This is a genomic window from Pontixanthobacter sp. CEM42 (assembly GCF_017812015.1).
Classification (GTDB): Bacteria; Pseudomonadota; Alphaproteobacteria; order Sphingomonadales; family Sphingomonadaceae; genus Pontixanthobacter.
The window spans coordinates 359,782-386,320 of sequence record NZ_JADQTN010000002.1 but is presented as its reverse complement, the minus strand read 5'-3'; the positions used below and the strand labels follow the sequence as shown (position 1 = coordinate 386,320).

The window sequence follows — 26,539 nt, the reverse complement described above, 5'->3', positions numbered from 1 at the left end:
GTTTAGTCACCCTTGGCCTCGCGTTCGACCTCACGCCACCCAATATCGCGTCGGCAAAATCCGCTCGGAAAGCGTATCGCATCTACGGCCGCGTATGCTCCAGATTGCGCAGCGGTCACATTGGATCCGGAATGGGTCACGTTGAGCACGCGCCCGCCATTCGCAACTAGCTGGCCACTGTCCGATATCTTGGTCCCGGCATGAAAGACCTTCGTGTTCCCGGTTGTGGCATCACCGAGGTCTATTTCTCCACCTTTTTCCGGCGTCGAGGGATAGCCATTTGCCGCCATCACAACAGTCAGCGCTGTGGCATTGGCGAATTCGGCCGGGCTCTGTTTCTCAAGCGTTCCCATCGCGCAAGCCAGCATCATCTCACCGAGATCGCTTTGCAGACGGCTCATCAGCACCTGACATTCGGGATCACCAAACCGGCAATTATATTCGATCAGTTTGGGCCCGCCATCCGTCAGCATCAAGCCTGCGAACAGCACGCCGGAATAAGGCATGCCCTCGGAACGAAGCGTATCGACCGTCGGCCTGATAATCCGTTCCATCACCAGTGCTTCCAATTCGGCCGTTAGCACTGGTGCGGGGCTGTAAGCGCCCATCCCACCGGTATTGGGACCGGTATCACCCTCGCCGACACGCTTGTGATCCTGCGCGCTGCCGAAAGGTATGATTGTGGTGCCATCGGTTAGAGCGAAGAAGCTGGCTTCCTCCCCCTGCATGAATTCCTCAAGCACAACCTCGGCACCTGCATCGCCAAATTTGCCGCTGAACATATCGGTCAGCGCTTCGGCGGCGAGGGCGCGCGTCTCGGCGATTACCACGCCTTTGCCTGCCGCCAGTCCGTCCGCCTTGAGCACGTAGGGTGCCTCAAACTTGTCGAGTGCAGCAGTCGCATCGCCGAGCGACATGGTCCGTTCATAGCCTGCGGTGGGAATACCTGCCCGCTCGCATAGGTCCTTGGTGAACCCCTTGCTGCCCTCTAACTGCGCGGCAGCCTTGGAAGGACCGAACACCGGAATGCCCACTGCCCGCAGGCTATCGCCCAGACCATCGACGAGGGGTGCCTCGGGTCCGACCACAACGAGTCCGATATTGTGATCGGCGCAGAACGCGATGACCGCTTGGTGATCGCTGACATCCAGCGAAACGCACCGTGCATGATCGGCAATGCCGGGGTTGCCCGGCGCGGCGTAGAGAGTATCGTCCTCCCCAGAGAGAAGGCGCGACTGGGCCAGTTTCCACGCCAATGCATGTTCGCGCCCGCCAGAGCCCAACAAAAGGATATTCATGCCCGGTCCTTCATCTCAGAGTGATGCGGAAAACGGTTTGGTAGCGCGCAGCGGCGAGGGCGACAACGCTGCACCGCTGTCGATCACCGAGATATCGACGATGCTGAAGCGCACGGTCGAGGACCGGTTCGGCTTTGTCCGACTGCGTGGGGAACTGTCGGGTGTGAAGCGCGCAGCATCGGGCCATCTCTATTGCAGCCTCAAAGACGAAAAAGCAGTTATCGACGGGGTGATGTGGCGCGGCAATGCCGGGCGGTTGGGCTTCTTGCCCGAGGACGGGATTGAAGTCGTCGCGACGGGGAAGCTCACTACCTATGCTGGGCGATCAAAGTACCAGATTGTGATGGATAGCATGGAGATCGCGGGCGAGGGTGCGTTACTGGCTCTGCTCGAGAAAACTCGCTTGCGGCTTGAGAAAGAAGGGCTTTTTGCGCCCGAGCGGAAGAAGGCGCTTCCGTTCCTGCCCAAGGCAATTGCCGTTGTAACGTCGCCAACTGGAGCGGTAATTCGCGATATTCTTCACCGACTGGCCGATCGCTTTCCCAGTCAAGTGCTGGTGTGGCCTGTGCTGGTTCAGGGACAAGGCTCTGCCGATCAAGTGGCCTCTGCTATTCGCGGTTTCTCTGATCTTCCCGAAGGAGTGCCCAAGCCCGATCTGTTGATCGTGGCTCGCGGCGGCGGTTCGATTGAGGATTTATGGGGCTTCAATGAAGAAGTGGTCGTGCGCGCGATTGCCGATTGCCCGATTCCAGTGATCTCCGCCGTTGGCCACGAAACCGACACAACGTTAGCAGACTTCGCCGCTGATCAGCGCGCGCCCACGCCGACGGCTGCAGCCGAGATGGCCGTTCCTGTGCGTGCGGAGTTGGCGGCAACACTCGAAGATCTCGCCTATCGCAAGAAGCGGGCAATCGTTCGCCCTGTCACCTTAGGCCGCGAACGCCTGGATGTGCGAATCAAGCGCCTCCCTCGGCCTGAAGCGCTGCTGCAACCACAAGTGCAACGATTGGACGATTTGGCCGATCGGTTGCGACGTGGACTGAAAGATCGAACCGCCAAAGGTCGCGAAAAACTGGGCAGTCTGCGGATTTCCTCCGCAACATTGACTCGCAATTTGCGTGATGCGCAGCAGAAGCTGTCGGCGAATAGGCTGACCCCCGCGCTCGTCGAAAATCGGGCGGCGCGCGACACCGAACGCTTTGCTGCGCTGGAAAGACTGTTCCAATCCCTGAACCCTGAAGCCCCTCTTCAACGCGGGTTCGTGCTGGTGAAAGATGCGGACGGCAATCTGGTGCGGACCAAAGCGGCGGCTGAGAAACATTCGCAGCTTGGCGTAAAGTTTGCGGACGGTGTGCTGGATGTGGTCACCGGATCCGCGCCTTCAGCTCCGGCTAAGGCAAAGAAGCGCAAACCTCGCACCGATGCGGCGCAGGACCGACAAGATGATTTGTTCGGTTAGGCCGCGCTTGCTAAGGGCGATCCCATGTTGATGTCTTCAGGAAATAACGCCGCCAAACTGGCTTACGGTCCCAACGCCTTTCGGGTGATCAAATCAGGGCAATATGTTCTGTGTGCTGTCTCGGGCGAACAGATTCCGATCGACGAATTGCGTTATTGGAGCGTGGATTTGCAGGAACCTTATGCTAGCGCTGAAATCGCAACGCGGCAGATGATGGACAATTCGTGAGCGGACTATTTCGCACTATTCTTGGTATCACGCTGTTCGCTCTGGCAGGGTGCAATGGCGCGGCGATCGACAGTCCGCCGCCAGCAGAGGTTGGTCAGGCTGAAGTGGTACAGCCAATTGCTACCGAAGCCGCAAGGCCAGCACCCACCCCGACACAGGTACTCACACCACCCCCACCGCCGGAGCCAATAGGTCCGACGACGTTTCTCTATGACGGGCAACTGACTCAAGGCGGCTGGATCCGGGGCCAGGCACCCGGCGGCACAGTATCAGCGACATTGGGCGGTCAGGCGTTGGTTTTGAATGAGGAAGGCTATTTCTTCGCTGCGTTTGATCGCGACGCAGGGCCATCGGCAACCCTCGTGGCGCGCCTTCAGGATGGTCGGACAGTCGAAAGCCCGATGACCGTCAGTCCGCGCAAGTGGAACATCGAACGGATTAATCTTGCTCGGCCGCGCGGTAAAGCGAGCGAAGCTTTTATGGTACGCCGACGCCCGGAACTGGCACAGATCAATGCGGCCCGCAAAGCGGATGCGCCGAGCGAAGGCTGGCGGCAGGATTTCATCTGGCCGGTTAAAGGCCGCATTTCGGGCCGGTTCGGCAATCAACGCATCTATGCGGGCGTACCGGGCAGCTATCACTCGGGCATTGATATCGCGACCGGACGCAGCGGGACGCCCTATGTTGCACCTGCTGACGGGGTGGTGACACTGGCAACGAAGAAGCCGTTTTCGCTTGAAGGCTATTTGCTGATCATCGATCATGGAAACGGGCTCAACAGCGCGTTCCTGCACAATTCAAAGATCGTTGTCAGCGAAGGCGATATGGTGAAGCAAGGCCAATATATTGGCAATATTGGCTCGACCGGCAGCGCCACAGGGCCTCATCTGCATTGGGGTCTGAAATGGCGTAATTCGCGACTTGATCCATTGCTGTTTACCGGCCCCATGAACTGACCAATCTGATATGAAAGACAGGCGGCGAAGCACTTTGCGACTGATCGCGATTTTGCTGCTCGCCGCCTTGATTGCGCCGGGAACTTGGCTGCGTTCCCCGCCCGCCACTTCGAATGATTCGCAAAGCATGAGTGTGACACCGCTCGCGACTGAAGGATTCGATTTGGGCGAGGTGGAGCTGGTCGGCGCTTGGCATCTGGAGAGCCCTAACAGCCAGTTCGGAAGTTATTCGGCGCTGCTCGCCCTGCCGGAATGTCAGTTCTTGTCGGCTAGCGACACCGGAAGATTGCTTCGTTTCCCTGTGCCCGGCTGCGATGGTGAAATTGTGATCGAGCGATTTGCCGGGCGCACTGCACTCAAGAAGAAGCTGATCGATATCGAATCGCTTACCCGCGATCCTGGATCCGGCCGCATCTGGGTAGGATATGAAGGCACCAACACGATCGAGCGGTTGGAAAGTGATCTCACGGGCGCTGAAAGTGTTCGGCCAGACGAGCTACGCGCGTGGCCTTCCAACTCTGGGCCCGAGTCGATGGCGCGTTTGTCCGACGGACGGTTCATTGTCATTGCTGAAGGCAGCGCAGACTATTGGGATGGCGACTTTCCCGCGTTGTTGTTCAAAGGCGATCCAATCGAAAACCCGGATCCTATGGTGTTTCGATTCGCGGCGCCTGAGGGATATCGTCCGGTTGATGCGGTCGAGTTGCCCGATGGCCGTGTGTTGGTGCTGGTCCGTGATTTTGTGTTTGGTGTACTGCCGACGTTCAATGTGAAGCTGGTCGTCGCTGATCCCGCAGAGATTGAAGCAGACGGTGTGTGGCGTGGTGAGGAGATTGCCGTCATCAGCGCGCCCGAACTGGAAGACAATTACGAAGGAATCGCGATATTGCCACGCACGGATAACGGCGCCCTCGATATATGGTTGATCTCCGACGATAATGGCACATCGTTCCAGCGCACGATGCTGCTCAAATTGACGTGGGATCCGGCGTCCAGCGCGCAATAGAAAAGGCGTGCGGAAATCTCCGCACGCCTTTTCGAATCAAGTCCTGATCGACCGCCCTTGGTAGAGCGAGACGCAATCAAGCAGCTTTGTCAGCTTCCTTGGTTGCTTTCTTCAGTTCGCGCTTCACTTTCTGCGCGCTCTTGGAAAGCTTCTCGTCTTTGGTCTTCAGCAGCCAATTGTCGAGACCGCCATTATGTTCAACCGAACGCAGGCCGTGTGCAGAGACGCGGAATTTGAAACCACGGTCCAGCTTTTCGCTCAGCAGGGTGACGTGCTGCAGGTTAGGCAGGAAGACACGCTTGGTCTTGTTGTTGGCGTGGCTTACATTGTTGCCGGTCAGGCGGCCCTTGCCGGTCAGTTCGCAAATGCGCGACATGCTGTCTCTCGTTCGAATTCGGGGCCGCCAGCATATGCCGAAGGCCAGTTAAATCTGTGGGATTATCCCGGAAAGGCGCGCGGATAGCTTCCCGTTGCCGAATCGTCAAGCAAATCGTCGCCGCTGCACCTCAATATCGTGGGGGCGTGTATTGCAGGGTGCGTGCGCCTTGGCTAGCGCCTTTGGTATGACCCGCTGGCCCCTTCCCGACCCTATGCGCAAAGCGCTGGCGCTGGCGCATCAGGCGGCTGACGCGGGAGAAGTGCCGATCGGTGCCGTCATTGTCCGGAATGGCGAAGTGATTGCAACCGGCCACAACGCTCCGCGAACCGATCACGATCCAACTGCTCATGCCGAGATTAAAGCGATTCGCGGTGCTGCAAAGGCGTTGGGGCAGGAGCGACTGGAAGGGTGTGAGCTTTGGGTGACCCTGGAACCCTGCGCGATGTGTGCCGGTGCGATTGCGCATGCGCGCATCGGCAAGCTTTATTACGCCACCTCAGATCCCAAAGGCGGTGCTGTAGAGCATGGCTCCAAAGTGTTCGAGCAAGAGCAATGTTTGCACAAGCCCGAGGTTTATTCGGGAATGGGTGAGGCTGAAGCGGCCGGGATGTTGCGCGAATTCTTTCGCGCCAAGCGTTAAAGTCCGCGCCAAATCTTCATTTTAACCGAATCGCGTGGACCGAAGCGCCGCCGGTCACACGCTTTTGGCATGAAGTCCTTATCATAGCAGAGGCGCAGTTCTTCCAGCCATCCGCGCCGGTTGAGATCAATGCCGATTGCAGAGCGAGGCCAGGCTGGATTCGTTCTTACAAACGCATCGCGTAGCTTGCCGGCGGTCAATTCGTCATCGTGAGAAAGCCGGTCCATTCCCGGAAAGCTCAGCGTATTCCACAAAATCCGGGTCACGTTGAAATAGGTTTCGGGCTTTCGGGTCATGCAGCTGCCATGTTTGGCCCATTGGCTCGCGATAAGGCGTGCTGAAGGCATCATGCACATATTGCGGCGCGCTTCAGCGGGCGGGACAGTGCGCGTGGCCGAACACCATTGCGGCCACGAGCCGCGGCTTTCCGGCCACAATCCATGCGCAACAAAGCCAAACCGGCCATTGCGCCGTGAACATTGTGTGCGGTGCCGCGCCTGCATCTCACGGCCTTTGCAGAACTCGGGCGACCAACTGAGGGCAAATGTGTAGCCGCTGACCGGCAGGCGGCGCGGTTTGGATTGCGGTGCGATTTTGGGGACAGAGATCGCTGTAGGCATCCGGCACTGATAAGCTTGGGCAATAGCGGTGCCGCTAGCGCCAAGCATTCCAATCAGCGCAATAAGGCCCCCGAGAAACCTCACAAGGGAGTAAAGTCTAGCCCAATATCGGCGGCGGGTGCGCTTTGAGTCAGGCGCCCAACGGAGACATAGTCTACGCCTGTCGCGGCCTTGGCCTTAATGGTTTGTAGGTTGATCCCCCCACTGGCTTCCGTCGGCACGCGTCCGGCGACCATCGCCACCGCTTCGCGCAGCGTATCGGGTTCCATATTGTCAAGCAGCAGACGGGTCGCGCCTGCTTCCAAGGCCGGTTCGATCTGGTCCAGCCGGTCGATTTCGCAAATGATTGTTTCGACACCGGCTTCACGCGCGCGGCGGACGGCTTCACCGACATGTCCTGCGACCAACACGTGATTGTCCTTGATCATCGCGGCATCCCACAAGCCCATCCGATGATTGCTCGCGCCGCCCATGCGGACAGCGTATTTCTCCAGATGCCGCAGGCCGGGAATGGTCTTGCGCGTATCAAGCAGTGTGCAATCGGGATTATCCATAGTGTCGACATATTCGCGCACCATCGTGGCAATGCCTGATAGATGCTGGACTGTGTTCAGCGCCGAGCGCTCGGCGGTCAGCATCGCGCGCGCATTGCCGGAAAGGCGCATAAGGTCTGAGCCCGCCGGAACTCGTTGCCCTTCCTCGACCAGAATCTCGATCTCCATGTCCGGTTCGAGCGCGCGAAAGAATGCTTCCGCGATGGGAAGGCCCGCGACGGTAATTGGGTCGCGGCTGTCCATTACGCCAGCGAAGCGGGCGTTGACGGGGATTACACTCTCGGACGTCACATCATGGCCGCCACCGGACAGTCCCTCGCCAAGATCCTCGGCAAAGGTCTCGCGGATAAACTTTTCGAGGTCGAAGCCAGCCAGGCTGAAAGGCTTAGTGGACAAAGCGGGCCACCACGTCGCGATAACTGCGCGATACTTTAACTTCTGCGCCCGAATCGAGCACCAGGAAGCATTCGCCATTGGTGTGCGGCTTCACCTGCCGGACCTGATCGAGATTGACGATGGTTGACCGGTGCACGCGCTGGAACTTGCGCGGGTCGAGCCTCCGTTCCAGATCTTTCATCGTCTCACGCAGGATCAGTGAATTATCGCCCGTATAGATGCACATATAATCGCCGGCCGCTTCGATATGCTCGATCGAGCCGACTTCTACGCGGAAGATCTGACCGCGATCTTTCACGTTGATAAGCTTCTCAAACCGCTCGGTGCTTTCGCCATCTTCGTCAGCGAACTCTTCCGCAGCGTCGGGCGCTACTTCGGCGAGGACATTGAGCAGTTTCTCCGCATCCTCGGTCGATTTCTTCTCGGCCAAGCGCACGCGCACGCGCTCGATTGTGTCGGCCAGCTTGTCTTCATCGACTGGCTTCATCAGATAATTGACTGCATTTGCCTCGAAAGCGCGGATCGCATGTTCCTGATAGGCGGTAACGAACACGATTAGTGGCGGCTCGATCTCCATCACGCCTTTGACGACGCTGAAGCCATCGAAGCCTGGCATCTGAATGTCGAGAAACACCAGATCGGGCTTTTTGGTTTTGATTTTGCGGATCGCTTCGCGGCCATTCGCGCAAGTGTCGATTATTTCGACATCGTCAAAAGCTTCGAGCCGAACCTGCAGGCCTTGAATAGCGAGTTTTTCGTCATCGACGATGATTGCACGGATGGTCATGTTTGGGTTCCAATCTGGCGCTGCGTGGACGCGGACACAGCTGCGGGCGCTGCAGCAGGGGAGGGGGTTTCCTGATCGGGTGCAGCAAGTTTCGGGGGCGAATTGGAGAGAACGACAGGAGTGGGTTCCTCACCGTCCTCATCCGCTTCCTCATGTGGTAATTCAATGACAACAGTGAAACCGCCGGTAGGCGGAGTACGGATTTCAAATGCGTGTTCTTCGCCATAGGCCTGCGCCAAGCGGTCACGAATATTCGGCAATCCTACTCCGGTCGACACGGCCTGTCTGTCTCCTGTCAGGGCGTCAGGCAATCTGCGCCTGCCTTCACTGCCCTGCAAGCCCGGACCGGTATCGGAAACGGTGACGCGCAGCCGCTGTCCGACGAGCTGCGCAGCAATGCTGATTTTGGCACCCTCTTCTTGAGGGGAGACCGCATATTTGATCGCGTTCTCGACCAGCGGCTGCAGCAGCATGGCGGGCAGGCACGCTTTAGCCGCGTCAGGCTCGATCTGGAATTCAGTGCGCAGCCGCTCTTCGAATCGCATTCGCTCGATACCGAGATAGAGCTTCAACGTTTCAACTTCCTGCGCCAAGGTCACTTTGCCGCTCGCCTCAATCATCAGTGTGTGGCGGAGGAAGGAAGATAGCCGTGTCAGCATCGCATTGGCGGGTTCGGTCTGTTTGAGCAGAACCAGCGTGCTGATTGAATTGAGCGTGTTGAACAGGAAATGTGGGTTCAGTTGATAGCGCAGCATCGCGAGCTGCGCGCTGGTAGCCTGTGCTTCGAGCCGCTCAAGCTGATCCGCCTGTTGCTCGACCTGAAGGAAGAAGTTGATCGCGTAATAGAGTGCTGACCATGCGCCGAGCAGTGTCATCGGCAGGTAGAACAAGCCGATCACCAGCTGCGTGAAAGAGGTTTCGGTGCCGCCGCGGATCAATTGCAGCACCCACGCGTCGATGAAGGTATAGAGGCCAACCGACAGCATCAGCACTATGGCAGTCACGCCCCACGTCACCAGCGGCTTGCGGTTGATGAGCTCGCGGTAAATGACTGACAGTACCAATGTTACCGAAAAGCCGGTGATCGCGCTGATCAGCAGTTGCAGCAGCAAGGAGGGTGGCTGTTGATTGGCGATGGCGGCCATGGCTCTGAGCAGGAACGCGCCGCCCCAACCTGCAAGTTGCAGCACCCAGAAAGCCCGGTTCTTGTTCGCAAAGAACGGCGTTGGTTGAAAAGGCAAAACGGCCATGAGTGTTCTTTAGCCCAAAATCACGGCCAGCGTCACATATGTTTTACTCATCATGCGGCTTGCGGTATTACTGATGCGACAAGGTGCATCGGCGGTCAGGTCGATGTCGCAGGGAGATAAGGTGATGGATATCAAAACCGGTCAGATGGAAGGTGCACGCGAAAGCGCCAAATTCCACGAGATGAAAGAAGGCACTGCCGAAGACTGGGCTATTATCAGCAAACATTACATGGAGTTTGCTTCCGATCTCCCTGACCGCGTACTGACTCATCTCAAACTGCTCGAAGGCGATTTTGGCGGCTTTCCGGTCTGCCGCTTGGAACACTCATTGCAAACCGCGACTCGCGCGCATCGTGACGGGCGTGGCGAACGTTATGTAGTAATGGCTCTGCTCCACGATATTGGTGACACGCTGGGCACTTATAACCATCCTGATGTTGCCGCCGCGATTATCAAACCGTTTGTGACCGAGGAAGAGCACTGGATTTGCCAGCATCACGGCGCGTTCCAAGGCTATTATTTCTTCCATCACCTAGGCATGGATCGCAATGTCCGTGACAGTTTCCGCAACGAGCCGCATTTCGATGCGTGCGCCGAGTTTTGCGAGAAGTATGACCAAGCGGCGTTTGATCCGAATTATGATAGCGAACCGCTGGAATTCTTCGAGCCGATGGTGCGCCGCGTATTGGCAAAGCCGCTGAGCTCGATGTATGTGAATGAAGACTAGGTTTTCGGCTGGCGGACGAAGTTCTGCGACCAGTCCGCAGCGCCTTTCTCCGCAATGATTTGGCGGAGCACTGCGATTTCTGCCTCAATCAGTTCGACGCGCTCGTCCCAACCATCATGCGTGCGCCGGATCGCCAGAAAGGTGCTGTCTTCCTCTTTGCCCCAGCGCGTCATGAAGCGCATGGCCGCCTCCGGCGCATACCCGGCGTTGAAGAGCAGCCATGGCATCAGCCGGTCTGCTTCGCGCTCTGTATGGCGGACATCACGGAGCTTGCGCCCATTCTCCGCCAGCCATTGTGGATGGCTCAGCAATACATGCGCCAATTCGTGCGCTGCCGCAGCCGCCAATTCATCATCGGCATATGCCAGGCCCGCAAACTTCCCGCCGATATACACGGCCTTTGCGTCCGCAGCCGCCTTGTCATCGCTGGGGCGCACTACAAAGCTGGCCGCACAAATGGCTTCACCCGCAATCGTAACTGGCTCTGTTTCGCCGGCCAATATCACGTCGATTTTGCCGTTCGTATCGAGACCGCGCTGTACCGCAGCCTCTGCCCATTTGAGTCGCAGATATGGGGCTTTCGCGTTGCGGACCATCTTGGATAAATCACGGCCGTCGATCGCCGTGATCGGTTGATTGGGGGTTAAACCTGCACGCTGCGCCGGACTGTCTTGGGCCACGGCCTGCACCGCAAAATCGGTTTGCACTGCTAGTGCATTGCGCGCAGCGGTTGGGCGATTGTAGCCCATAATATCCTGCAGCAGCAGCCCGATTGCAGGACGTGTGGCGGAGCAATATTGGGCATTGCCTTGAGCCAGGTGCCATCCAACTGTTTGGACCCGGGCATCGAGCTGCTGAAGGCTGCGAAGCGATTCAGCATATTTTTCGTCCTGCGCCACAACAGGAACTACAGAAGTAGCGAGCCAGACTGCGGCGATAAACGGGAGCGAGCGCGCAATTCGGCGCATGCCTACGATGCTTGTGCAGCGTCGATAGCTTCTTGCAGCTTGGCCTCGCCGACCGCTCCTTCAAAAACCTGGTCGCCAATGACCCAGCTGGGAGTGCCGCCAAAGCCAAGCTTTCTGGCTAGTTCGGCATTCTTGGCAAGCTCATAATCAGCTGCGCGCGAAGCGATGAACTCCTGTGCCTTGGCGAGATCAAGGCCAGCCGCTGCGGCTGCCTTCATGATCGCATTCTCGCTGGGAGGGCCTGCGAGGAACATTTCCTCGTGAAACTGAGTGAACTTGCCCTGCTGCGCGGCAGCGAGCGCCATCTGTGCGGCTTGATCGGTACCCAAGATGGGCCATTCACGCACGACGACGCGCAAATCAGGATTCTTCGCAACCAATTCCGCCACATGCTCGGTGCTCATACGGCAATAGCCGCAGGAATAATCGGTAAACTCAACCAACGTTACGCTGCCTTCCGGATTGCCCAGCACGGCACCCGGGAACGGAGCGATGACTTCATCGGCAATATCGGCAAGGCGTTCGCGTGCTTGCTGTTTTTGGAAATTCTCCGCCATTTCGGGAAGAATGTCAGGGTTCTCGAGCAGATAACTGCGTGTCTGTGCATGGCCCAGCCCGGTCGCAGACCATAGCGCTGCTCCCCCAAACCCGAAGGCCAGGGCGATCAGAGCGGTTGTTAGCAGTGAACGAAATGAAGTGTTGTGCATCTGGTTTGCCATATTGGGGCGCTAGCGGCGGTCCTGCAGCCGTTCAAGCTCGGCGCGTGCCTGCAGCCCGATATCTTGGGCGCGGATCCAATCGGGTGACCCGACCGGCAATCCGGCCTCGGCAAATTGCGCACTGCGAATGGCCAGCCCGTATTGGCGGCTCATCACTTGCTGTTCTGCGCTGGCGAGCCGCGCGCGCGGCATATCGCCATTGGCTGCGTAGACCACGCCTAACTGATACCATGCAAACGGATTGAAGCGGTCACGCGAGACTGCTGCCCGCAGTACCTGTTCGGCTTCGGCAAAATTGTTTTCGTCTTCGGTAGCGATTAGCGCATGGCCGAACATCGAGGCGATCAGCGGCTCGTTGCGCGTCAATTGCGTTGCTTTTCGAAGCGGTTCGATAGCTTCCTCCGGTCGTCCAGATTCGAGCAGAACCTGACCTTTTAGCTCGAGAAAATAGGGATCAGCCGGGTTCACTGCGATCAGCGCATCGGCTTCGCCGAGTGCGAGATCAATCAACGCACTCTTGTGATAGGCATAGGCACGAGCATAGCGCGCGGGCACATCTTGGCGTGTTTCGGGGAACTTCCGCAATGTCCGGTTCGGGTCGGCTTGGTAGCCGTAAAGCTTGGCCTTCACCCGCTCGAAACGCGCCTGCAATTCGGGATCATCGGGACTTTCCCATGCAGGATCGGCAATATAGGTTTCGCGTAAGAGCGCGATCCGATCCCCCGATAGCGGGTGCGTGCGGCCGAAGGTGGCTTCATCAGCCTGACTGCGGCCATAGCGAAATTCGAGATTCTGCAATTTCTTGAAGAACTCGATGGAGCCGCGCCCGGAAATGCCCGCTCTGGAGAGATATTCCGCGCCAGCAGCGTCGGCGCTTGCCTCCTGCACGCGCGTGAAGGCCAGAAACTTCCCCAGTGCCGCTTGCTGGCCTGCGGCGACTATTCCGACGCCAGCTTCGCCAGCGCCGGCCAATGCTGCGGCAACGCCAATCAGCATCGACAGAATTGAAATGTTAGTGGCTGTTCCAATCCCATCGCGCATACGGTTGATATGCCCGCCGGTTATATGGCCCAATTCATGCGCGATAACGCCTTGAACTTCGTTCGCCGTGTCGGCGGCTTCGATCAGGCCCGAATGGATGTAAATTGCTTGCCCGCCCGCGACGAACGCATTGATCGACCGATCATTGATCAGCACCATATCGACATTGTTCGGCTCCAGGTCGGCCGCTTCGATCAGCGGAGCGGCCATATCATTGAGCAAAGCCTCGGTCTCTGCATCGCGAAGGATCGACTGCGCGGCTACCGGCTGCGCGGCCATCGTGATGGCTGCGACAAGCGCGAGCAAGCGGCCAAGATATTTCGAGAGCGGAGAGGGAAAGCGCATCACGCCATGCTAGCCGGTTTCGGCCTGAACAGGAACTGAAGTGTTGTCGGTGACTTCGGGCTCACTCGCCGTTTCGCGAGATTGCAGCACTTTGGCGGTGAATGCAGCGATCGTTTCGATGAACGTACGGTCTCGCCGCCAAGGACTGGCTGTCGCCAATATTGGCGCATTGTGATCCATATCGGCGAACATCACCGTTTCGGCTTTACCACCCGCTTTTTCGACGACATTTTTCAGCGACGGCGCGTGGCGGGGTGACACAACTGTGTCTTTCTCACCTTGGATTAGAAGTAAAGGTGGCGCATCTGCGCGCGCAAAATTCACCGGCTGTGTGGAGGGACCATCCTCCGCGCCGCCAAATGCCAATTTGGTCGATTCGCTATCGAATGGGTAAAAATCATATGGGCCAGAGATACCGATCACACCGGCAATATCGCTGGTGTCGAGGCCTTCGCGGCCCACCCATTGGCGGTCTAGCCCAAGCATCGCGACATTATATGCGCCTGCGGAATGGCCTGCGATAAAGATTGCATTGGGGTCACCGCCATATTGGGCGATGTTGTTTTTGGTCCAAGCAACACCTTTGGCGGTGTCTTCCAACATGCGCGGGAATGTACCATCCGGACCCAAGCGATAGCCAACCAGCACAATTACGTAGCCTTCGGGCGCTAATCCGCGCGCAAAGAAGCCGTAATCATCAATATCGCCGCTGCGCCAACCACCGCCATGGACGAATAGGAGAACTGGCTTCTGTCCGGTCGAAGCCTCACTGCCATTCTCGACGCGATAGACGGATAGCTTCTGCTTGGAATGCTCACCCAAACTCTCGGTATGCACCAGCGCAACATCGCGCGATCCACCAACCAGCCCGTCGACCGTATCGAGGACCTTGGGGCCGTTGCGCCCAATCGAATATTGCAAGGCCAGCGCAGCTGTCCCGACCACCAATACCACTATGAGCAGAGCCCATCCCATGCGCCGCAATCCTTTTCTCGCCATATTATGAAACCGCTTCCTGATCGTTCGGGTGTGCCTTGTCGATTGTTGTGACGATTTGCGTGGCTTCCTTGTCGGATGCAAGCCCTGTCGCTTTCAGGAAGGCTTCGCCCGTTTTGTAATCGCCCCCGAGCCACAGAGGGACTGCATTTGCCTCGATTACTGCCTTGGCGGCAATTTCTTCCGGAGAGAAGGCTGCTCCGACCGTTCGGATAAACACAGCTGCTATCCGGCCGGGATGATCGGCTACAATATCACCATAAGCGGTTAGATCTCCCTGACTATCGTCTCCGATTAAGGCGAAGCGCATATCAGGGTAGGTTCTTAAGATCGTATCGATCGCATCGCGCTTATGCGCACCATGGCTGCTTGAGCCGAGCGTTTCGCGGTTAAAGCCCCAATCGCGCAGCATGATCGGCCCAAGCGGTAGGTCGCGCGTCTTCTTGAACGCGACAAGATAGGAAAACAGGTTCCACGGGCTTGAGGATACATAGAAGAACGGACGCTTGCTGAGTGTCGGCACGGCTTTGCCCATCCGGTCGCTGTTTTGCAGTACGGAGCCACCACCCAGTGAGCTATAGAACGCGTCTACGCCGGGAACATTAAGGCGTTCCTCAGGCATTTCGGCGAGCACGCGCCGCCAATTACGAATGATCGCACGGAAGCTGCCGGTGATGCCAGTCTCAATAATGGTGTCGTCGATATCGGAGATGACACCGAGCTTGGCCCGCCCGCTGGGCGCCAGGACATGCCCCTCAACACATTGATCGCCCTCGCTGTTGCTCCAGCGCAAGGCGACCACGTCCCACATCGGATCATTGGGCAGGGCGGTCTCACTCAACGGCACGTCGAAATGGACGAAGCCTTCACGGTCGGTCTCTGCGGGATGATGTGTTTTCTGTCCTGCCGAGTCCTGAAACTCAAGTGTAACTGACAGTCCCTCAACTTCGCGTGATGCAAATTGGGATAGCATCGTACGCATCGCTTGCCAGCGCCCGCCACGGCTGAAATTGGCCTTACCCGAACGTAGCGCGCGTGCGGAGATGACCAGCCGTTGCTGATTGCGATATCCGAAATAGGGTTGAACGCGAACTGGCGCGTCATTGAACACTGGCATGAGGCAACGCTAGCTACCTCGACTTCCGATGCCTAGCGGCAAACGAGCATTATTTCAGCAGCTTGCGCGCGACTTTTTCGACCAGCGGGATATCTTCCGACACTTCGCCAAGTACAACGATCTCTCCCGTTGTCAGGCGACGGATCATCACCACGCCAAACTCTGCACCTTGCGGATCGAGCGTATCGAGCGGCTGGCCTTCAATCTTGCGGAGTTTCTTGGCAATCGAAGGTTTAGGAGCGTCAAGCGGAGCGACATCCTTGCCGCTTTCCTCTTTGCGAATCCGGCGCTCAGCCTGAACCACACCTTTAAGCCCGCCATCGGCCGACGTCAGAAACTCCGACAGACCGCCGCGCTCGATACCAACGCGCTGCGCGTGTGACAGTACCGATGCATATTCAGTCAGGCGAGTTTTGTCATAATCCGCGCCGAACACCAGTTTCACAATCGGTGTCATTGGGGCGCGTTCTTGAATGGCCAAGCCGTTTTCGGCGACGAGCTCTTCAAATTCTTCTGGTGCGTCTTGTGCAGCAAGGCTGACGTCATAGGCGCGGCCTACCGCAGCATAGAGTGCGGAACGGGTCCGATCTTCGCTGGTGCGTGCGGTCTGCGCAAGTTCACGGGCGTCGGCGAGGCAGTCATACAGACCGCCTTCATCGTTCTCGCTTATTGCAACAGGTGCCGGTTCAGCGATGGGCTCGCCTGTTTCTTCAAATTCTTCGTCAGCGTGGCGCTCAGCCGCCGCTGCCAGATCTACAGTGCTCTTGCGAAGCAGCGCAGATGGTTTCTGCGCAAGAGGCGAAACTGGGTTCTCGATAATACCGGAACCTTCCTCGTCCCAATCATCGCTATGATCGTTCGCGCTAAGGTCGCTGGAGATGCCGGTACGCGGTTGGATAAGCGATGACAGGCGCGCGACCACCGCGTCATCTTCATATTCCTCTTCGTCATCGCCTTCTTCAGAATCGGCATCGCTGCCAAAGGCTGGTGTCGGGAATTGGCCGTCATTGTCCACGCTTTCGGCGTGGACAGGAGCATCGGCAGCCTCATCATCTGCACCAAGCTCAAGCGCGTCAGTGCCTGCTTCAGTGCCGGGGCCGTCGGCCCAGTCCGTAACCGGATCGGGTTCACGTGCGACCCCCGCCGCTTCGTCCAACTCAAGCGCCTGATCGATTTCGAGCAAAAGCTCGTCAGTCGTGGCCTGATCGGCCATTTCTTTCCAATTGATCACACCATAGATGAAATCGATTGTCTCGCCATCGCTGGAATATGGCAGCAGGATGCCGCGATACATGATCGTCGCATTGCGTTGATTTACGAATTCAGCTTCGAAGCCAATCGGTGCCTGGTTGGCGAGAATTTGCATGTAGTGATCTGTAATCCGGCTTAGCAACGAACGGCTGGGCACGTCGGAAAGCTGAGAGATTTCAGCTTCGGTGCCGCATTCGCCAGCAAGCTCTTTGCCAAGATACTGGATTGAGGGGTCTTCGATTCCGGCAGTGAAATCCAGGAGGACGCTGTACGGACCGAAGTCCGTGAGCTCTTCCGGCTCCAGATCTTCAATGGATGGGAAGTTGCGATCGTCGAGCTGACCCGCCCAATGATTATAAGCGCGCACCTGCATGCGGCGCTCGTCCGTACCAATGGCGGTTGGCGGCAGTTCGCCACCGGTTTCGTCGTCCGAATTGTCGTAATCGTCCTGATCGGACTGATAATCCGTTGATCCGAAGTTTCCGCGCAACGTGTCCATGGCTTCAAAAGCCCCCTTGGTATTAGTTCAAGGGTTCTTATGAAGGCGCGTGGTAAACAATGCGTTAAGATCGTTTATCCTGCGCGCGGTGGAGTGACGTCACTTTATAGCATGTAGCGCATCTTGATTGATTGCGACTGGTCCTCTGATGTGACGTCAAATGCGGCAGACTTGAATTTGGGCGGCCCCATCCGGACTTTGGCATCGCGGGAGAAGCCGTATCCTTCTTTGGGCATCATCATAAGCGCGCGGTCTGCTTTGCCGTTATTGTTCTCGTCGTGCAGCAGGGCAATGGCGTAACGGCCGGGCTTCACATCCTTGAAGCTGAGCGTGACAGTTGTCGCGGCTGGAACGGTCACCGAATAGGCCTTGGCCTCACCGCGGCATTTCGGGAACAGCTTGGGATTGGTGGTCATGCACGCACGCACTACACCTTTGGTGTTGCGCAGATTGGTCACCGTGACCTGTACCGTGCTGGTCTCTGCGCCGTCTTGTGCAGGCGTATTACCGCCTAGCATCAGGGCGGCTGCGGGCAGCAACGCTAGCGCACAAACGCGTCCGACAGCCCCTTGTCGGTGCCGCAAAGTTTGTCCCAAAACCGGAAATACAGTCCGTAATTGCATGTATATGCCTCGTGATGACGCTGATGATGGCTGGCTGTTATCAGCCCTTTCCCCAACTTGGAATGAACAAGAAAGCGAGGGAACATCTCCCAACCCATATGATTGGTTACGCCCATGATGGTCATGACCGCCAGAACCAAGCCGAGCATGGCAACATGAATCGGGATCAAGAGTACGAGCGCGGGGATCACAACCGCGCCGGTAATCGCCTCCAGCGGATGGAAACTCATCGCCGCCCAGGCGGTTGGCGGGCGGCTGGCGTGATGCACAGCATGCGCCAGCTTGAACAGCTTCGGCTGATGCATCCAGCGATGCGTCCAGTAAAACCACGTATCGTGGAGGAACAGATAGATCAGTAGCGAAAGCGGGAGATACCACAGCGGATAGTCGGCAAAATCGGTATAGATCTGCGTCCAGCCGCGGTTCTGCCAACCCCATGCGACGACGCCCGCCGGAATACCGTAGATCGCTGCAGATAGCAGGGACCAGCCGATCTCCTTGCGGATCTGGCTATCTAATGTGTCATAAAGTCCCGGGCGAACGCGCCGCGTGGCCCAAGCGAAAGCTCCGCTGGTGATCAGGTAACGAACCGCGACAATCGCAGTCATCGCCAGTGCCGATATGATAATCGCAGTGAGCATTGCGCCTCTATGCCGAAGACCAGTCTTTAGCGACAGACCTATTCGGGAATATCAGCTTTTGCCTGGCTGGGGGCATTCGGGGTCGGCGCAGAATGCATGTCTGCGCATGGCCGTACGGGCGAGCCGTTCGACTTCGACTTTGCGCCGCGCGGCGGCCAATGGCTGTGACGGAGCGGGGCGAAGTATTTCAGCATCATAGCTGTCGGCGACAATGATGCCGCAATTCTCGGGTTGATAGGCCTCACTCTCAAGCGGTGCACGATCCAGTTCTGGCGGTAGACCCCAATAAAAGCGGTCACAAAAATCCAGATAATCGGGCCACTTATTGTCGCCGAGAAGATCGGCCCGGCTGACTTTAATTTCGACAATCACCACGCGCCCTTTGGGATCGATACCCATCAAGTCGGCGCGGCGATTGTTGCGCAGCGGCATTTCCGGAATGCACCAAATATCGTTGCGCGCGAACAGCCGCAGGATCCCGCGGGCAACATCTTGCGCGTCGAACTGTGATTGTGCCGACAATATTTGTGTAGCGGAGTGATTCACCATGCTCCATCTCTGGAACATAGCAAGAACTTGGTCAAGCGCTCATGCTGATCGGGGCGGACCCATTTTTCCGGTTTCGGGGAGCAACGCCAGCACCGCTTCCCGAGCCGCATGATATTCACGCCACAGGGTCAAAGCCGCCGCCGTAGCATCTTGCCCGCGCGCATTGACCGCAAGCAAAGCGGCGACGCCGGGCTGCATCATCGCGGACATGTCGGCGATATGACTCTTGGCCAATTCCAACCTCCAGCCTTCGACATCCTTAATCAGTGCCGGAAAATTACGAATCTTGCTGCTCGGTTTTTCAGGAGCCAGTCCGGCCATCATCGCCACGGCTTGAGCGGCATCTTGAACGGCGGTCCATTGACGACTCAGCTTGCTGCTAGTGTCGCGCGGTTCCTGTCCGGCTGGCTTGGTGAATTTGGGCGTAGGCTTGTCCATTGTGCGAAGGCGATACCACCAAGCGCTTGCCAAAACGCTAATGAACGACCGGTTTGGCCACACACGGTTTTGGGCTGGCAAGCCCGCCACCCCTTTGCTAAGCGCCGCTTCGTCTTGGAAATCGAGGCACAGGCAACCGCCTGTATCCGCACCCGTAGCTCAGCTGGATAGAGCGCTGCCCTCCGAAGGCAGAGGCCAGAGGTTCGAATCCTCTCGGGTGCGCCAAGGGCGCGATCTCCGTGGGGATCGCGCCCTTGGCGTATCTAGCGATGAAACGAAGTTCGAGGTCGAGCGCTGCTAAGATCGGAAAATGTCGAGCCTGAGACCATCCTCTCAGGTTGCTTGTAGCTAAAACTGCTAGAAATTGTCGCCAGCGATCCAGTTGCCATCAGCGCATATCTTTATCTTCACCGTGAATAGTGTCGATTTGCAGTAAACCTCAATCACTGATCGTCGATTACCTTGCTGCACCGAGCCGCTGAGCAGGGGGCGTGATCCACCAACCCAATTCGCACTGCTTGCGTCGCGGAGATCTCCGTCGATGTACAATTTCGCGCTTGAACTTAATCCGAACGACTTAAAGTCAGCCAATGAGAGGTTCATCTCATTGGTTACTCGTATTTGTTGGCCGTGGTGCTTGGTCACGACATTCTGAGAGAACATATCCTAGCGCCCTAATTCACCGCCCGCTCTTTGCCGTCCCAATAGGGCGCACGAAGTTCACGGCGAAGGATTTTGCCGGATGGGTTTCGCGGGAGCATTTCGATGAAATCGACCGATTTCGGGCATTTGAACCCTGCGATCTGATCCTTGGCGTAAGCGATCACATCGCTCTCGCTCAGGTCCGAACCTGGCTTGGCGACGATGACAGCTTTGACGGCCTCACCCCATTTCTCATCGGGTATGCCGATCACCGCGATGTCGGCAATGTCGGGGTGGCCATAAAGCGCACTTTCGACTTGCGCGGGATAGACATTCTCGCCGCCAGTGATGATCATGTCTTTGATCCGGTCCTGGATGTAGAGATAGCCCTCCGCATCGACCATTCCGGCGTCGCCAGTGCGGAACCAACCATCCCCGATCAGTGCTTTCTCGTTTTCTTCCGGGCGGTTCCAATAGCCAAGCATCACACAATCGCTGCGAATTGCGACTTCGCCGGTTTCTCCGGCGGGTAGCGGGTTCAGATCCTCGTCCATGATCCGCACTTCAACACCGGGGACCGGTTGACCGGCGGATTTCATCACATGCTCGCGACCGACGATGTTTTCGGGTTTATGGTCGTCCGGTGACAGGCTGATTACGGTGCCAAATGTCTCGGTCAGGCCGTAAAGTTGCGCGAAGTCGCATTTAAGGCGCGCGACGCCTTCCTTAAGCATATCGAGCGGGATCGGGCTGGCACCGTAGGTAAGCCCTTTGACTGAAGAGAAGTCGGCATTCTCGGCGTCCGGATGCGCCAGCATGATGCCAAGTGCAGCAGGCACGATGAACAGCCATTTGACTTTGTATTTCTGGACGTCGGCAATCGTCAGCGCGGGATCAAATTCGCGGTGAACGATCACTTCCAAACCGCCAAGCACCCCGCTGATTGCGGTGCCGACACCAGCAATATGGCCATAAGGCATCGCAAAGATCAGCGAGTCACCCGGATCGGGGCAGTACCAGTAAATATTGTGCTCTTTCATCAGCGGACGCAGATGCGTCCCATTGTGGTGACTGAGCACTACGCCTTTGGGCAGACCGGTGGTGCCTGATGTGTAGAGCTGCAGTAGCGCGTCTTGCGCACCGACTTCTACTTCTACCGCAGCATCTGATTGCGCATCGCGCCAGGCATCGAAGCTATCATCGGTTAGGACCTTTGTGCCATCGAATGGCAATTGATCTGCAAATTCGGGCTCGACGAACAATACGCCTGCACCGGAGTCATTCAGGATGAACTCGACCTCCTTCGGGGCGAGACGCCAGATGATTGGGATGAACACCATGCCTGCGCGCGCTGCACCGAGAGCCAGTTCGACCGAGCGATCGCTATTCTTGCCAAAATAGGCAACGCGGTCCCCTTTGGAGAGGCCCATTTCCATAAGCCCGTTGGCAATTTGCGTCGCGTGGCGATCGTAGCTCTTATAGTCGGTAACGCGGTCGCCGAAGCGAAGCGCGATTTGGTCTGGCGTATGCTCGGCATAATGGGCCAAAGCCTCGCCGTAAGTCGGGAAATAGGGATAGTCTTCGGGCATGTAGTCTCTCTCCAGCATCCTCATGGCCGAATCGCTCGGCTCGTATGCTGGTAACCATGTCGTGTTCGGCGGTTCCCGTAAATGCTGCTTAGGCGAAACCGCGCTCGAGGAAGCGCAAAGCGCATCCGGCGAGGACCGCAGTCCCGTATGGCAATGCGCTTTCATCGACATGCATCCGCGGCGAATGGATGCCGCAGCAAGATGACCAGTCATCCCCCTCAGGCGCTACGCCGAGGAAGAACATCGCGCCCGGCACTTTCTCCAGCACGTAGGAGAAATCTTCTGCGCCCATGATCGGCGCAGGAAGGTCACGCCAAGCGTCGCTGCCAAGCGTTTCACGGGTGACGAACTGGCCGAGTTCAACCGCCTTCGGATCGCACAGAGTGACCGGGAAACCTTCGGTAATTGTCACTTCGGCTTCAACGCCATGCGCTTTAGCAATTCCGGCGGTAACTTCGCGCATAAGAGCGTGCACCTTTGCGCGGTGCTCATGCGACAAAGTCCGCATAGTGCCGCTGAGTGTCGCGAAATCGGGAATCACATTATGTGCAGTCCCCGCATCAAGCTGAGTTACAGTCACCACCACAGCATCGGCAGCGTTGAAGCGGCGCGTAACCATGCTTTGCAACGAAGTGACGATCTCCGCCGCGACCGGGACCGGATCACGCGTGTCGTGCGGCATGGAAGCGTGCCCACCTTGGCCCGTCACGCGGATGTCGAATTGGTCCGCGGCAGCCATCAATGGTCCGGGCTTGCCCGCAATCACGCCATGCGCAGCGTTCGGCATAATATGTAGGGCGAAGGCGGCATCAGGTAGCGGATCGATTAATCCGTCATCGAGCATAAAACGTGCGCCGTGATAGCCCTCTTCGCCCGGCTGGAACATAAACTGGACCTCGCCTGCGAATTCATCCCGTTTGCTGGACAAAAGCTCGGCTGCAGCCGCAAGCATTGCTGTGTGCGTGTCATGCCCGCACGCATGCATCCGACCTTCTATGGTTGAGGCGAATTCTAAGCCGGTATCCTCCGCCATTGGCAGAGCATCCATATCCCCGCGCAGCAAAACCCGTCGTGTTGGGCCAGCCGCTTCTTGTGTTCCTTTGAGTGTGGCGACCATTCCTGTCGTTGCCCCACCCTCGCGCCAAGTAAGCGGCAGATCGGCCAATGCGGCACGCACCTTTGCGCTTGTTTTCGGAGTTTGCAGGCCCAGTTCTGGCTCAGCGTGGATCGCGCGTCTGAGCGAGATAATATGGCTGGACAGATTGCGCGCGGAGTCGAGTAAATCGGCTGTGTACATAACAGCAGAATATCGCAATTTTGCCACATCGTCTCCCCAGAATTGCAGTTTCGACGGCAGTCAAAACGAAATTGCCGAAATATTTGCCAAACCCTAGTGAAAAACGAGGCGGCAGAGTCTAAGGCGGCACAGCAATGACCGGATCGACCGCCAATATGACGCCTTCACCCGGGGGTGATAGTGCGCCGGAGCCGGTCGTGGGCGTCATCTATAATGCACGCAGCCATCGCAATCGGGGGCGGTATCTGGATGCGGCTTCGATGCCGAATGTCTATCTGGAAGAGCCGGCAACCCATCCGGAAATCTCGGCTGCCTTGGCGCAGTTTGTCGAGCGGAAAATTGATCTGCTGGTTATCAACGGCGGCGACGGAACCGTCCGCGATGTACTAACCTGCGGCCGCGGCGTGTTTGGCGATAATTGGCCTGCTTTGGCGGTACTGCCAAAGGGCAAAACCAACGCTCTGAACGTCGATCTTGGTGCGCCCAGTCGCTGGACATTGCCGGGCGTGATTGCCGCATACAAGTCGAGGAAGCGGAAAATCCGGCGGCCTCTAGTTGTCTCTCCGATAGATGGCGATGGCATGGTGCATCAGGGCTTTATTCTCGGTGCAGGAGGCTTCACTCTGGGTGTCCGCGCTGGCCAGGATGCGCACAAAATGGGCGCGTTTAACAGTCTGGCTGTTGGCGTCACGTCCGCTTGGGGCATTCTTCAGGGACTGTTGGGCAGCGATGAGAATGTTTGGCGGCGCGGTGTAGCCCTGCGGTTGCTGCTTGGAGACGCCAAGCAAGAGGTTCCGCACAGCGCTTTTGGCGATCCGGAGCGACGCGTATTTATGCTGTCTTCGACGTTGGAAAAATTCCCTGTCGGCTTGAAGCTGTTTGGCAAATTTCACGAAGGCCTGAAGCTGGTTGTCTTGGATCACCCACGCCGCCGCACCTTGGCGCTGATGCCTGCCATCTTGTCCGGCTGGCTACCCAAATGGTTGCCTGAAAAAGGTGTGCATCACGCGCAAGCCGATCATTACGAGATGGATGTGGGCGACGAGTTCATTCTGGATGGCGAAGTATTTCCGGCAGGACATTACACGGTTTCAACCGGGCCAGCACTCAGCTTTGTTGTTCCGTGACCGGTACGCTTGAGCAGCGTATTCGGCGAAGCCTTTCCGCTGACATACATCCCGCCATTTCGGCTTTCGCAGGGCACCTTGCCAAAGCGGCAGGAGCGCGAGCTGCTTTGTTTTACGGTTCAAATTTGCGCACTGGCGAGCTGGACGGTGTGCTCGACTTTTATCTGCTGATGCCCGGCCCGCAGATCGAGAAGATATGGCCGCGTGTGAGCTATCACGAATGGGAATTCGAAGGCACGCAGCTACGCGCCAAAGTTGCGACAATGCCAGTGGAAACATTCCAGTTGGCGGCAGGGGGCACACTGCGTGATACGACAATCTGGGCGCGTTTCGTGCAGCCGAGCGCGTTGGTGTGGAGCAAGGATGCATTGGCAGAAAAGGAAGTTGCGGATGGTATAGCAGCAGCTGCTATAACTGCCGCTCGGTTTGCAGTCGCGCTTGGTCCGGACACTGGCACCGAAGACGATTACTGGCGGGCCTTGTTTCAGGAGACGTACAAGGCAGAGTTTCGCGTTGAGAAAGCCGGGCGAGAGAATTCGATCTTATCGCTCAATCGCGCGCATTTCGATGGATTGCTCCCCGCCGCGCTGACTGCTGCGAAAATTCGCTTTGTCAGCGCAAATGATCAGATCACACTGGATATGCCCAGTGATTGGGAAGATTGGAAAGCAGATGTCCGTAAGGAGTGGCGCGCTCGCCGCCGTTGGGGCAAGCCTCTCAACGTAATTCGCTTGCTCAAAGCCAGCACCACGTTCGACGGCGCAGCGCGCTATGCAGCATGGAAAGTCCAACGGCATACCGGTGTTGAGGTGGAGGTCACGCCTTGGCGCGAAAAACATCCGATCCTTGCGGCACCTGCCGTTCTTTTCAAAGTTTGGCGATCACGCCGCGCCAAGTAAACTCAGCGTGTCATGCGCGCTTACATGTAGCGCATATTGATGCTGATCGATTTTACGCCTTGGCCTACGGTAAAGCGGGTTTTTTTGTAGCTCGGCTTCCCCAGATTGAAGATGTTAATGCTGGGGTTGTTCGACATTGCCCCGCCGTCCTTCCAGATATCGGTTTTGCCATTGCCGTTTTTGTCGTGACGGACTGCGATCGCATAAGTGCCCGGGCCCGAAACCGGTAGGCAGAAAGTCATTGTGCCTTTTCGCGCGCCCGTCTCGATACGGCTGAGCCACTTACCGCTCTTAAGCCATTCGGCCTTTGTGCCCTTGTAGCTTTGCACACGGATTTTTCCGGTAGACGTCTGAATGCCCGAGACGGTCACTTTGACCGCGGAATTGGATCCTGAGGAGCATTTCGACAGGTCATTGGAGATCGTGTTGCGATATTGCGCTGTTGCAGGCGTCGCCGCCAGCAATCCGCCTGCCGCAAGCGCAGTCGCGCTCAATTTGAGAGTATGTGTAATCATCGATTCAACCCGTTGCAGATGCGCCCGCAGGCGCAAATATGTTTCTGTGCAAGTGAGCAGCGCAAGGCCGACCCACTACAATATGCCCTAGATATGCTGCAATGGCCCTGAATTCTTGCTGAACTGCGGAAATCCGGCTGTTTTTGATTGCTTTGCGCTGTCACCGTGTGTGGAAAAGCGCGGATGCTCCGCTTGTGGCGGCGACTCGCGACATCTAGGCCGGTGAGTATCCGGACTTTCGCGTTCAAACAGGCTTCGCTTTCATGGCCCAACCACTGATTTCTCCCTCAATTCTCTCCGCCGACTTCGCTCGGCTGGGCGAAGAGGTCCGCGCGATTGACGAAGCAGGTTGCGATTGGGTCCATGTCGATGTGATGGATGGGCATTATGTTCCGAACATTACGATTGGCCCCGATGTAGTGGAGGCTTTGCGCCCGCATACGGACAAAGTCTTTGACGTCCATTTGATGATCAGCCCGGTTGATCAATATCTGGAAGATTTCGCCAATGCCGGGGCTGATATCATTACGGTCCACCCTGAGGCAGGCGCGCATACGCATCGCACGGTTCAGGCGATCAAGAATTTGGGCAAGAAGGCTGGTGTTTCGCTTAATCCCGCGACACCAGAAAGCGCGCTTGACTATCTGATCGACGATATTGATCTGGTGTTGGTGATGAGTGTGAACCCCGGTTTCGGCGGCCAGAGCTTTATCTCCAGCCAATTGCGCAAGATCGAAGCGATCCGCAAAATGATCGATGCGACTGGTCGCGAGATACACCTTGAGGTCGATGGTGGGGTTAATCCTGAGACTGCCAAACAATGCGTTGCCGCAGGCGCGGATGTGCTGGTCGCGGGGTCTGCCACTTTCAAAGGCGGGCCGGGACAATATGCCGCCAATATCGCTGCGCTGAAGGGCGATGGCTAGTGGTTGACGCGGCGACCCATACAAGAGCCGCCAGCGACAATGCGGCTGAACAGCTGG

Annotated in this window: 28 protein-coding genes and 1 tRNA gene; 10 read left to right on the top strand and 19 right to left on the bottom strand. The window is 57.3% G+C overall.

Annotation, left to right across the window (positions count from 1 at the left end; all coding sequences use genetic code 11):
• Positions 1-2 precede the first annotated feature (2 nt).
• Positions 3-1,298 (bottom strand): phosphoribosylamine--glycine ligase, encoded by a 1,296-nt coding sequence (gene purD / locus J9777_RS11815; protein WP_209349020.1) that lies wholly within the window; start codon positions 1,296-1,298, stop codon positions 3-5.
• On the opposite strand from purD, the gene xseA reads away from it, so the two are divergent.
• From xseA to J9777_RS11795, 4 genes are all read left to right on the top strand, one after another.
• Positions 1,297-2,757: an exodeoxyribonuclease VII large subunit gene (xseA, locus tag J9777_RS11810; RefSeq protein ID WP_209349019.1), complete on the top strand. Its 1,461-nt coding sequence runs from the start codon at positions 1,297-1,299 to the stop codon at positions 2,755-2,757. The genes purD and xseA overlap by 2 nt on opposite strands.
• 24 nt (positions 2,758-2,781) lie before the next feature.
• Complete coding sequence (locus J9777_RS11805) at positions 2,782-2,985, top strand: DUF2093 domain-containing protein (RefSeq protein ID WP_209349018.1); 204 nt, start codon at positions 2,782-2,784, stop codon at positions 2,983-2,985.
• Positions 2,982-3,941 carry a M23 family metallopeptidase gene (locus tag J9777_RS11800; protein WP_348631997.1) on the top strand — a complete coding sequence of 320 codons (960 nt, stop codon included), beginning with the start codon at positions 2,982-2,984 and terminating at the stop codon, positions 3,939-3,941. Before J9777_RS11805 ends, J9777_RS11800 begins: the two co-directional genes overlap by 4 nt.
• 127 nt (positions 3,942-4,068) lie before the next feature.
• Complete coding sequence (locus tag J9777_RS11795; RefSeq protein ID WP_209349017.1) at positions 4,069-4,947, top strand: esterase-like activity of phytase family protein; 879 nt, start codon at positions 4,069-4,071, stop codon at positions 4,945-4,947.
• A 76-nt stretch (positions 4,948-5,023) separates the two neighbouring features.
• Here the strand turns inward: J9777_RS11795 and rpmB are convergent, their stop codons facing one another.
• The gene (rpmB, locus tag J9777_RS11790) at positions 5,024-5,323 is read right to left on the bottom strand and encodes a 50S ribosomal protein L28 (protein WP_209349016.1); all 300 of its coding nucleotides are present in this window, start codon (positions 5,321-5,323) and stop codon (positions 5,024-5,026) included.
• A 187-nt stretch (positions 5,324-5,510) separates the two neighbouring features.
• On the opposite strand from rpmB, the gene J9777_RS11785 reads away from it, so the two are divergent.
• Positions 5,511-5,966 carry a nucleoside deaminase gene (locus J9777_RS11785; RefSeq protein ID WP_209349015.1) on the top strand — a complete coding sequence of 152 codons (456 nt, stop codon included), beginning with the start codon at positions 5,511-5,513 and terminating at the stop codon, positions 5,964-5,966.
• Here J9777_RS11785 and J9777_RS11780 read toward each other — a convergent pair.
• The 4 genes from J9777_RS11780 to J9777_RS11765 form a co-directional block, all read right to left on the bottom strand.
• Positions 5,963-6,586 carry a ribonuclease T gene (locus J9777_RS11780; RefSeq protein ID WP_245228724.1) on the bottom strand — a complete coding sequence of 208 codons (624 nt, stop codon included), beginning with the start codon at positions 6,584-6,586 and terminating at the stop codon, positions 5,963-5,965. The genes J9777_RS11785 and J9777_RS11780 overlap by 4 nt on opposite strands.
• 80 nt (positions 6,587-6,666) lie before the next feature.
• The gene (gene nadC / locus J9777_RS11775; RefSeq protein WP_245228723.1) at positions 6,667-7,536 is read right to left on the bottom strand and encodes a carboxylating nicotinate-nucleotide diphosphorylase; all 870 of its coding nucleotides are present in this window, start codon (positions 7,534-7,536) and stop codon (positions 6,667-6,669) included.
• Positions 7,526-8,323 (bottom strand): LytTR family DNA-binding domain-containing protein, encoded by a 798-nt coding sequence (locus J9777_RS11770; RefSeq protein WP_160612512.1) that lies wholly within the window; start codon positions 8,321-8,323, stop codon positions 7,526-7,528. Before J9777_RS11770 ends, nadC begins: the two co-directional genes overlap by 11 nt.
• Positions 8,320-9,573: a histidine kinase gene (locus J9777_RS11765; protein WP_209349012.1), complete on the bottom strand. Its 1,254-nt coding sequence runs from the start codon at positions 9,571-9,573 to the stop codon at positions 8,320-8,322. Before J9777_RS11765 ends, J9777_RS11770 begins: the two co-directional genes overlap by 4 nt.
• Positions 9,574-9,697: 124 nt before the next feature.
• On the opposite strand from J9777_RS11765, the gene J9777_RS11760 reads away from it, so the two are divergent.
• The gene (locus tag J9777_RS11760) at positions 9,698-10,300 is read left to right on the top strand and encodes an HD domain-containing protein (RefSeq protein WP_245228722.1); all 603 of its coding nucleotides are present in this window, start codon (positions 9,698-9,700) and stop codon (positions 10,298-10,300) included.
• Here the strand turns inward: J9777_RS11760 and J9777_RS11755 are convergent.
• From J9777_RS11755 to J9777_RS11710, 10 genes are all read right to left on the bottom strand, one after another.
• Positions 10,297-11,268, bottom strand: coding sequence for a hypothetical protein (locus J9777_RS11755; RefSeq protein ID WP_209349011.1), 972 nt, complete (start codon positions 11,266-11,268; stop codon positions 10,297-10,299). The genes J9777_RS11760 and J9777_RS11755 overlap by 4 nt on opposite strands.
• 2 nt (positions 11,269-11,270) lie before the next feature.
• Entirely contained in the window at positions 11,271-11,975 is a 705-nt protein-coding gene (locus J9777_RS11750; RefSeq protein WP_245228721.1) for a DsbA family protein, read from the bottom strand.
• Positions 11,976-11,996: 21 nt separating this feature from the next.
• The gene (locus tag J9777_RS11745) at positions 11,997-13,373 is read right to left on the bottom strand and encodes a M48 family metalloprotease (protein WP_209349009.1); all 1,377 of its coding nucleotides are present in this window, start codon (positions 13,371-13,373) and stop codon (positions 11,997-11,999) included.
• A gap of 9 nt (positions 13,374-13,382) precedes the next feature.
• Complete coding sequence (locus J9777_RS11740; protein WP_209349008.1) at positions 13,383-14,372, bottom strand: alpha/beta hydrolase; 990 nt, start codon at positions 14,370-14,372, stop codon at positions 13,383-13,385.
• A gap of 1 nt (position 14,373) precedes the next feature.
• Positions 14,374-15,486 (bottom strand): phosphatase domain-containing protein, encoded by a 1,113-nt coding sequence (locus J9777_RS11735; protein WP_209349007.1) that lies wholly within the window; start codon positions 15,484-15,486, stop codon positions 14,374-14,376.
• Positions 15,487-15,535: 49 nt separating this feature from the next.
• Positions 15,536-17,236, bottom strand: a complete 1,701-nt coding sequence (locus J9777_RS11730; protein ID WP_209349006.1) for a hypothetical protein — start codon at positions 17,234-17,236, stop codon at positions 15,536-15,538.
• A gap of 104 nt (positions 17,237-17,340) precedes the next feature.
• Entirely contained in the window at positions 17,341-17,754 is a 414-nt protein-coding gene (locus tag J9777_RS11725; protein WP_209349005.1) for a DUF2141 domain-containing protein, read from the bottom strand.
• A 23-nt stretch (positions 17,755-17,777) separates the two neighbouring features.
• The gene (locus J9777_RS11720; protein ID WP_209349004.1) at positions 17,778-18,500 is read right to left on the bottom strand and encodes a sterol desaturase family protein; all 723 of its coding nucleotides are present in this window, start codon (positions 18,498-18,500) and stop codon (positions 17,778-17,780) included.
• A gap of 51 nt (positions 18,501-18,551) precedes the next feature.
• A complete protein-coding gene (locus tag J9777_RS11715) occupies positions 18,552-19,049 on the bottom strand; it encodes an MmcB family DNA repair protein (protein WP_209349003.1) in 498 nt (165 codons plus the stop codon).
• Between the two features lie 39 nt (positions 19,050-19,088).
• A complete protein-coding gene (locus tag J9777_RS11710) occupies positions 19,089-19,487 on the bottom strand; it encodes a hypothetical protein (protein WP_209349002.1) in 399 nt (132 codons plus the stop codon).
• Positions 19,488-19,635: 148 nt separating this feature from the next.
• Here J9777_RS11710 and J9777_RS11705 point away from each other — a divergent pair.
• Positions 19,636-19,712: transfer RNA gene (locus J9777_RS11705), tRNA-Arg, on the top strand.
• A 449-nt stretch (positions 19,713-20,161) separates the two neighbouring features.
• Here J9777_RS11705 and J9777_RS11700 read toward each other — a convergent pair.
• Entirely contained in the window at positions 20,162-21,718 is a 1,557-nt protein-coding gene (locus J9777_RS11700) for a long-chain-fatty-acid--CoA ligase (protein WP_209349001.1), read from the bottom strand.
• A gap of 88 nt (positions 21,719-21,806) precedes the next feature.
• The gene (locus J9777_RS11695) at positions 21,807-23,015 is read right to left on the bottom strand and encodes a M20 family metallopeptidase (RefSeq protein ID WP_209349554.1); all 1,209 of its coding nucleotides are present in this window, start codon (positions 23,013-23,015) and stop codon (positions 21,807-21,809) included.
• Positions 23,016-23,149: 134 nt separating this feature from the next.
• Here J9777_RS11695 and J9777_RS11690 point away from each other — a divergent pair, with 134 nt between their 5' ends.
• Entirely contained in the window at positions 23,150-24,142 is a 993-nt protein-coding gene (locus J9777_RS11690) for a diacylglycerol kinase family protein (RefSeq protein ID WP_209349000.1), read from the top strand.
• A 107-nt stretch (positions 24,143-24,249) separates the two neighbouring features.
• A complete protein-coding gene (locus J9777_RS11685; RefSeq protein WP_245228720.1) occupies positions 24,250-25,041 on the top strand; it encodes a hypothetical protein in 792 nt (263 codons plus the stop codon).
• 20 nt (positions 25,042-25,061) lie between these two features.
• On the opposite strand, the gene J9777_RS11680 is transcribed toward J9777_RS11685, so the two are convergent.
• On the bottom strand, positions 25,062-25,556 hold the full coding sequence (locus J9777_RS11680) for a DUF2141 domain-containing protein (RefSeq protein ID WP_209348998.1): 495 nt from the start codon (positions 25,554-25,556) through the stop codon (positions 25,062-25,064).
• Positions 25,557-25,819: 263 nt separating this feature from the next.
• Here J9777_RS11680 and rpe point away from each other — a divergent pair, with 263 nt between their 5' ends.
• Positions 25,820-26,482, top strand: coding sequence for a ribulose-phosphate 3-epimerase (gene rpe, locus J9777_RS11675; protein WP_209348997.1), 663 nt, complete (start codon positions 25,820-25,822; stop codon positions 26,480-26,482).
• Positions 26,483-26,539: the final 57 nt, after the last annotated feature.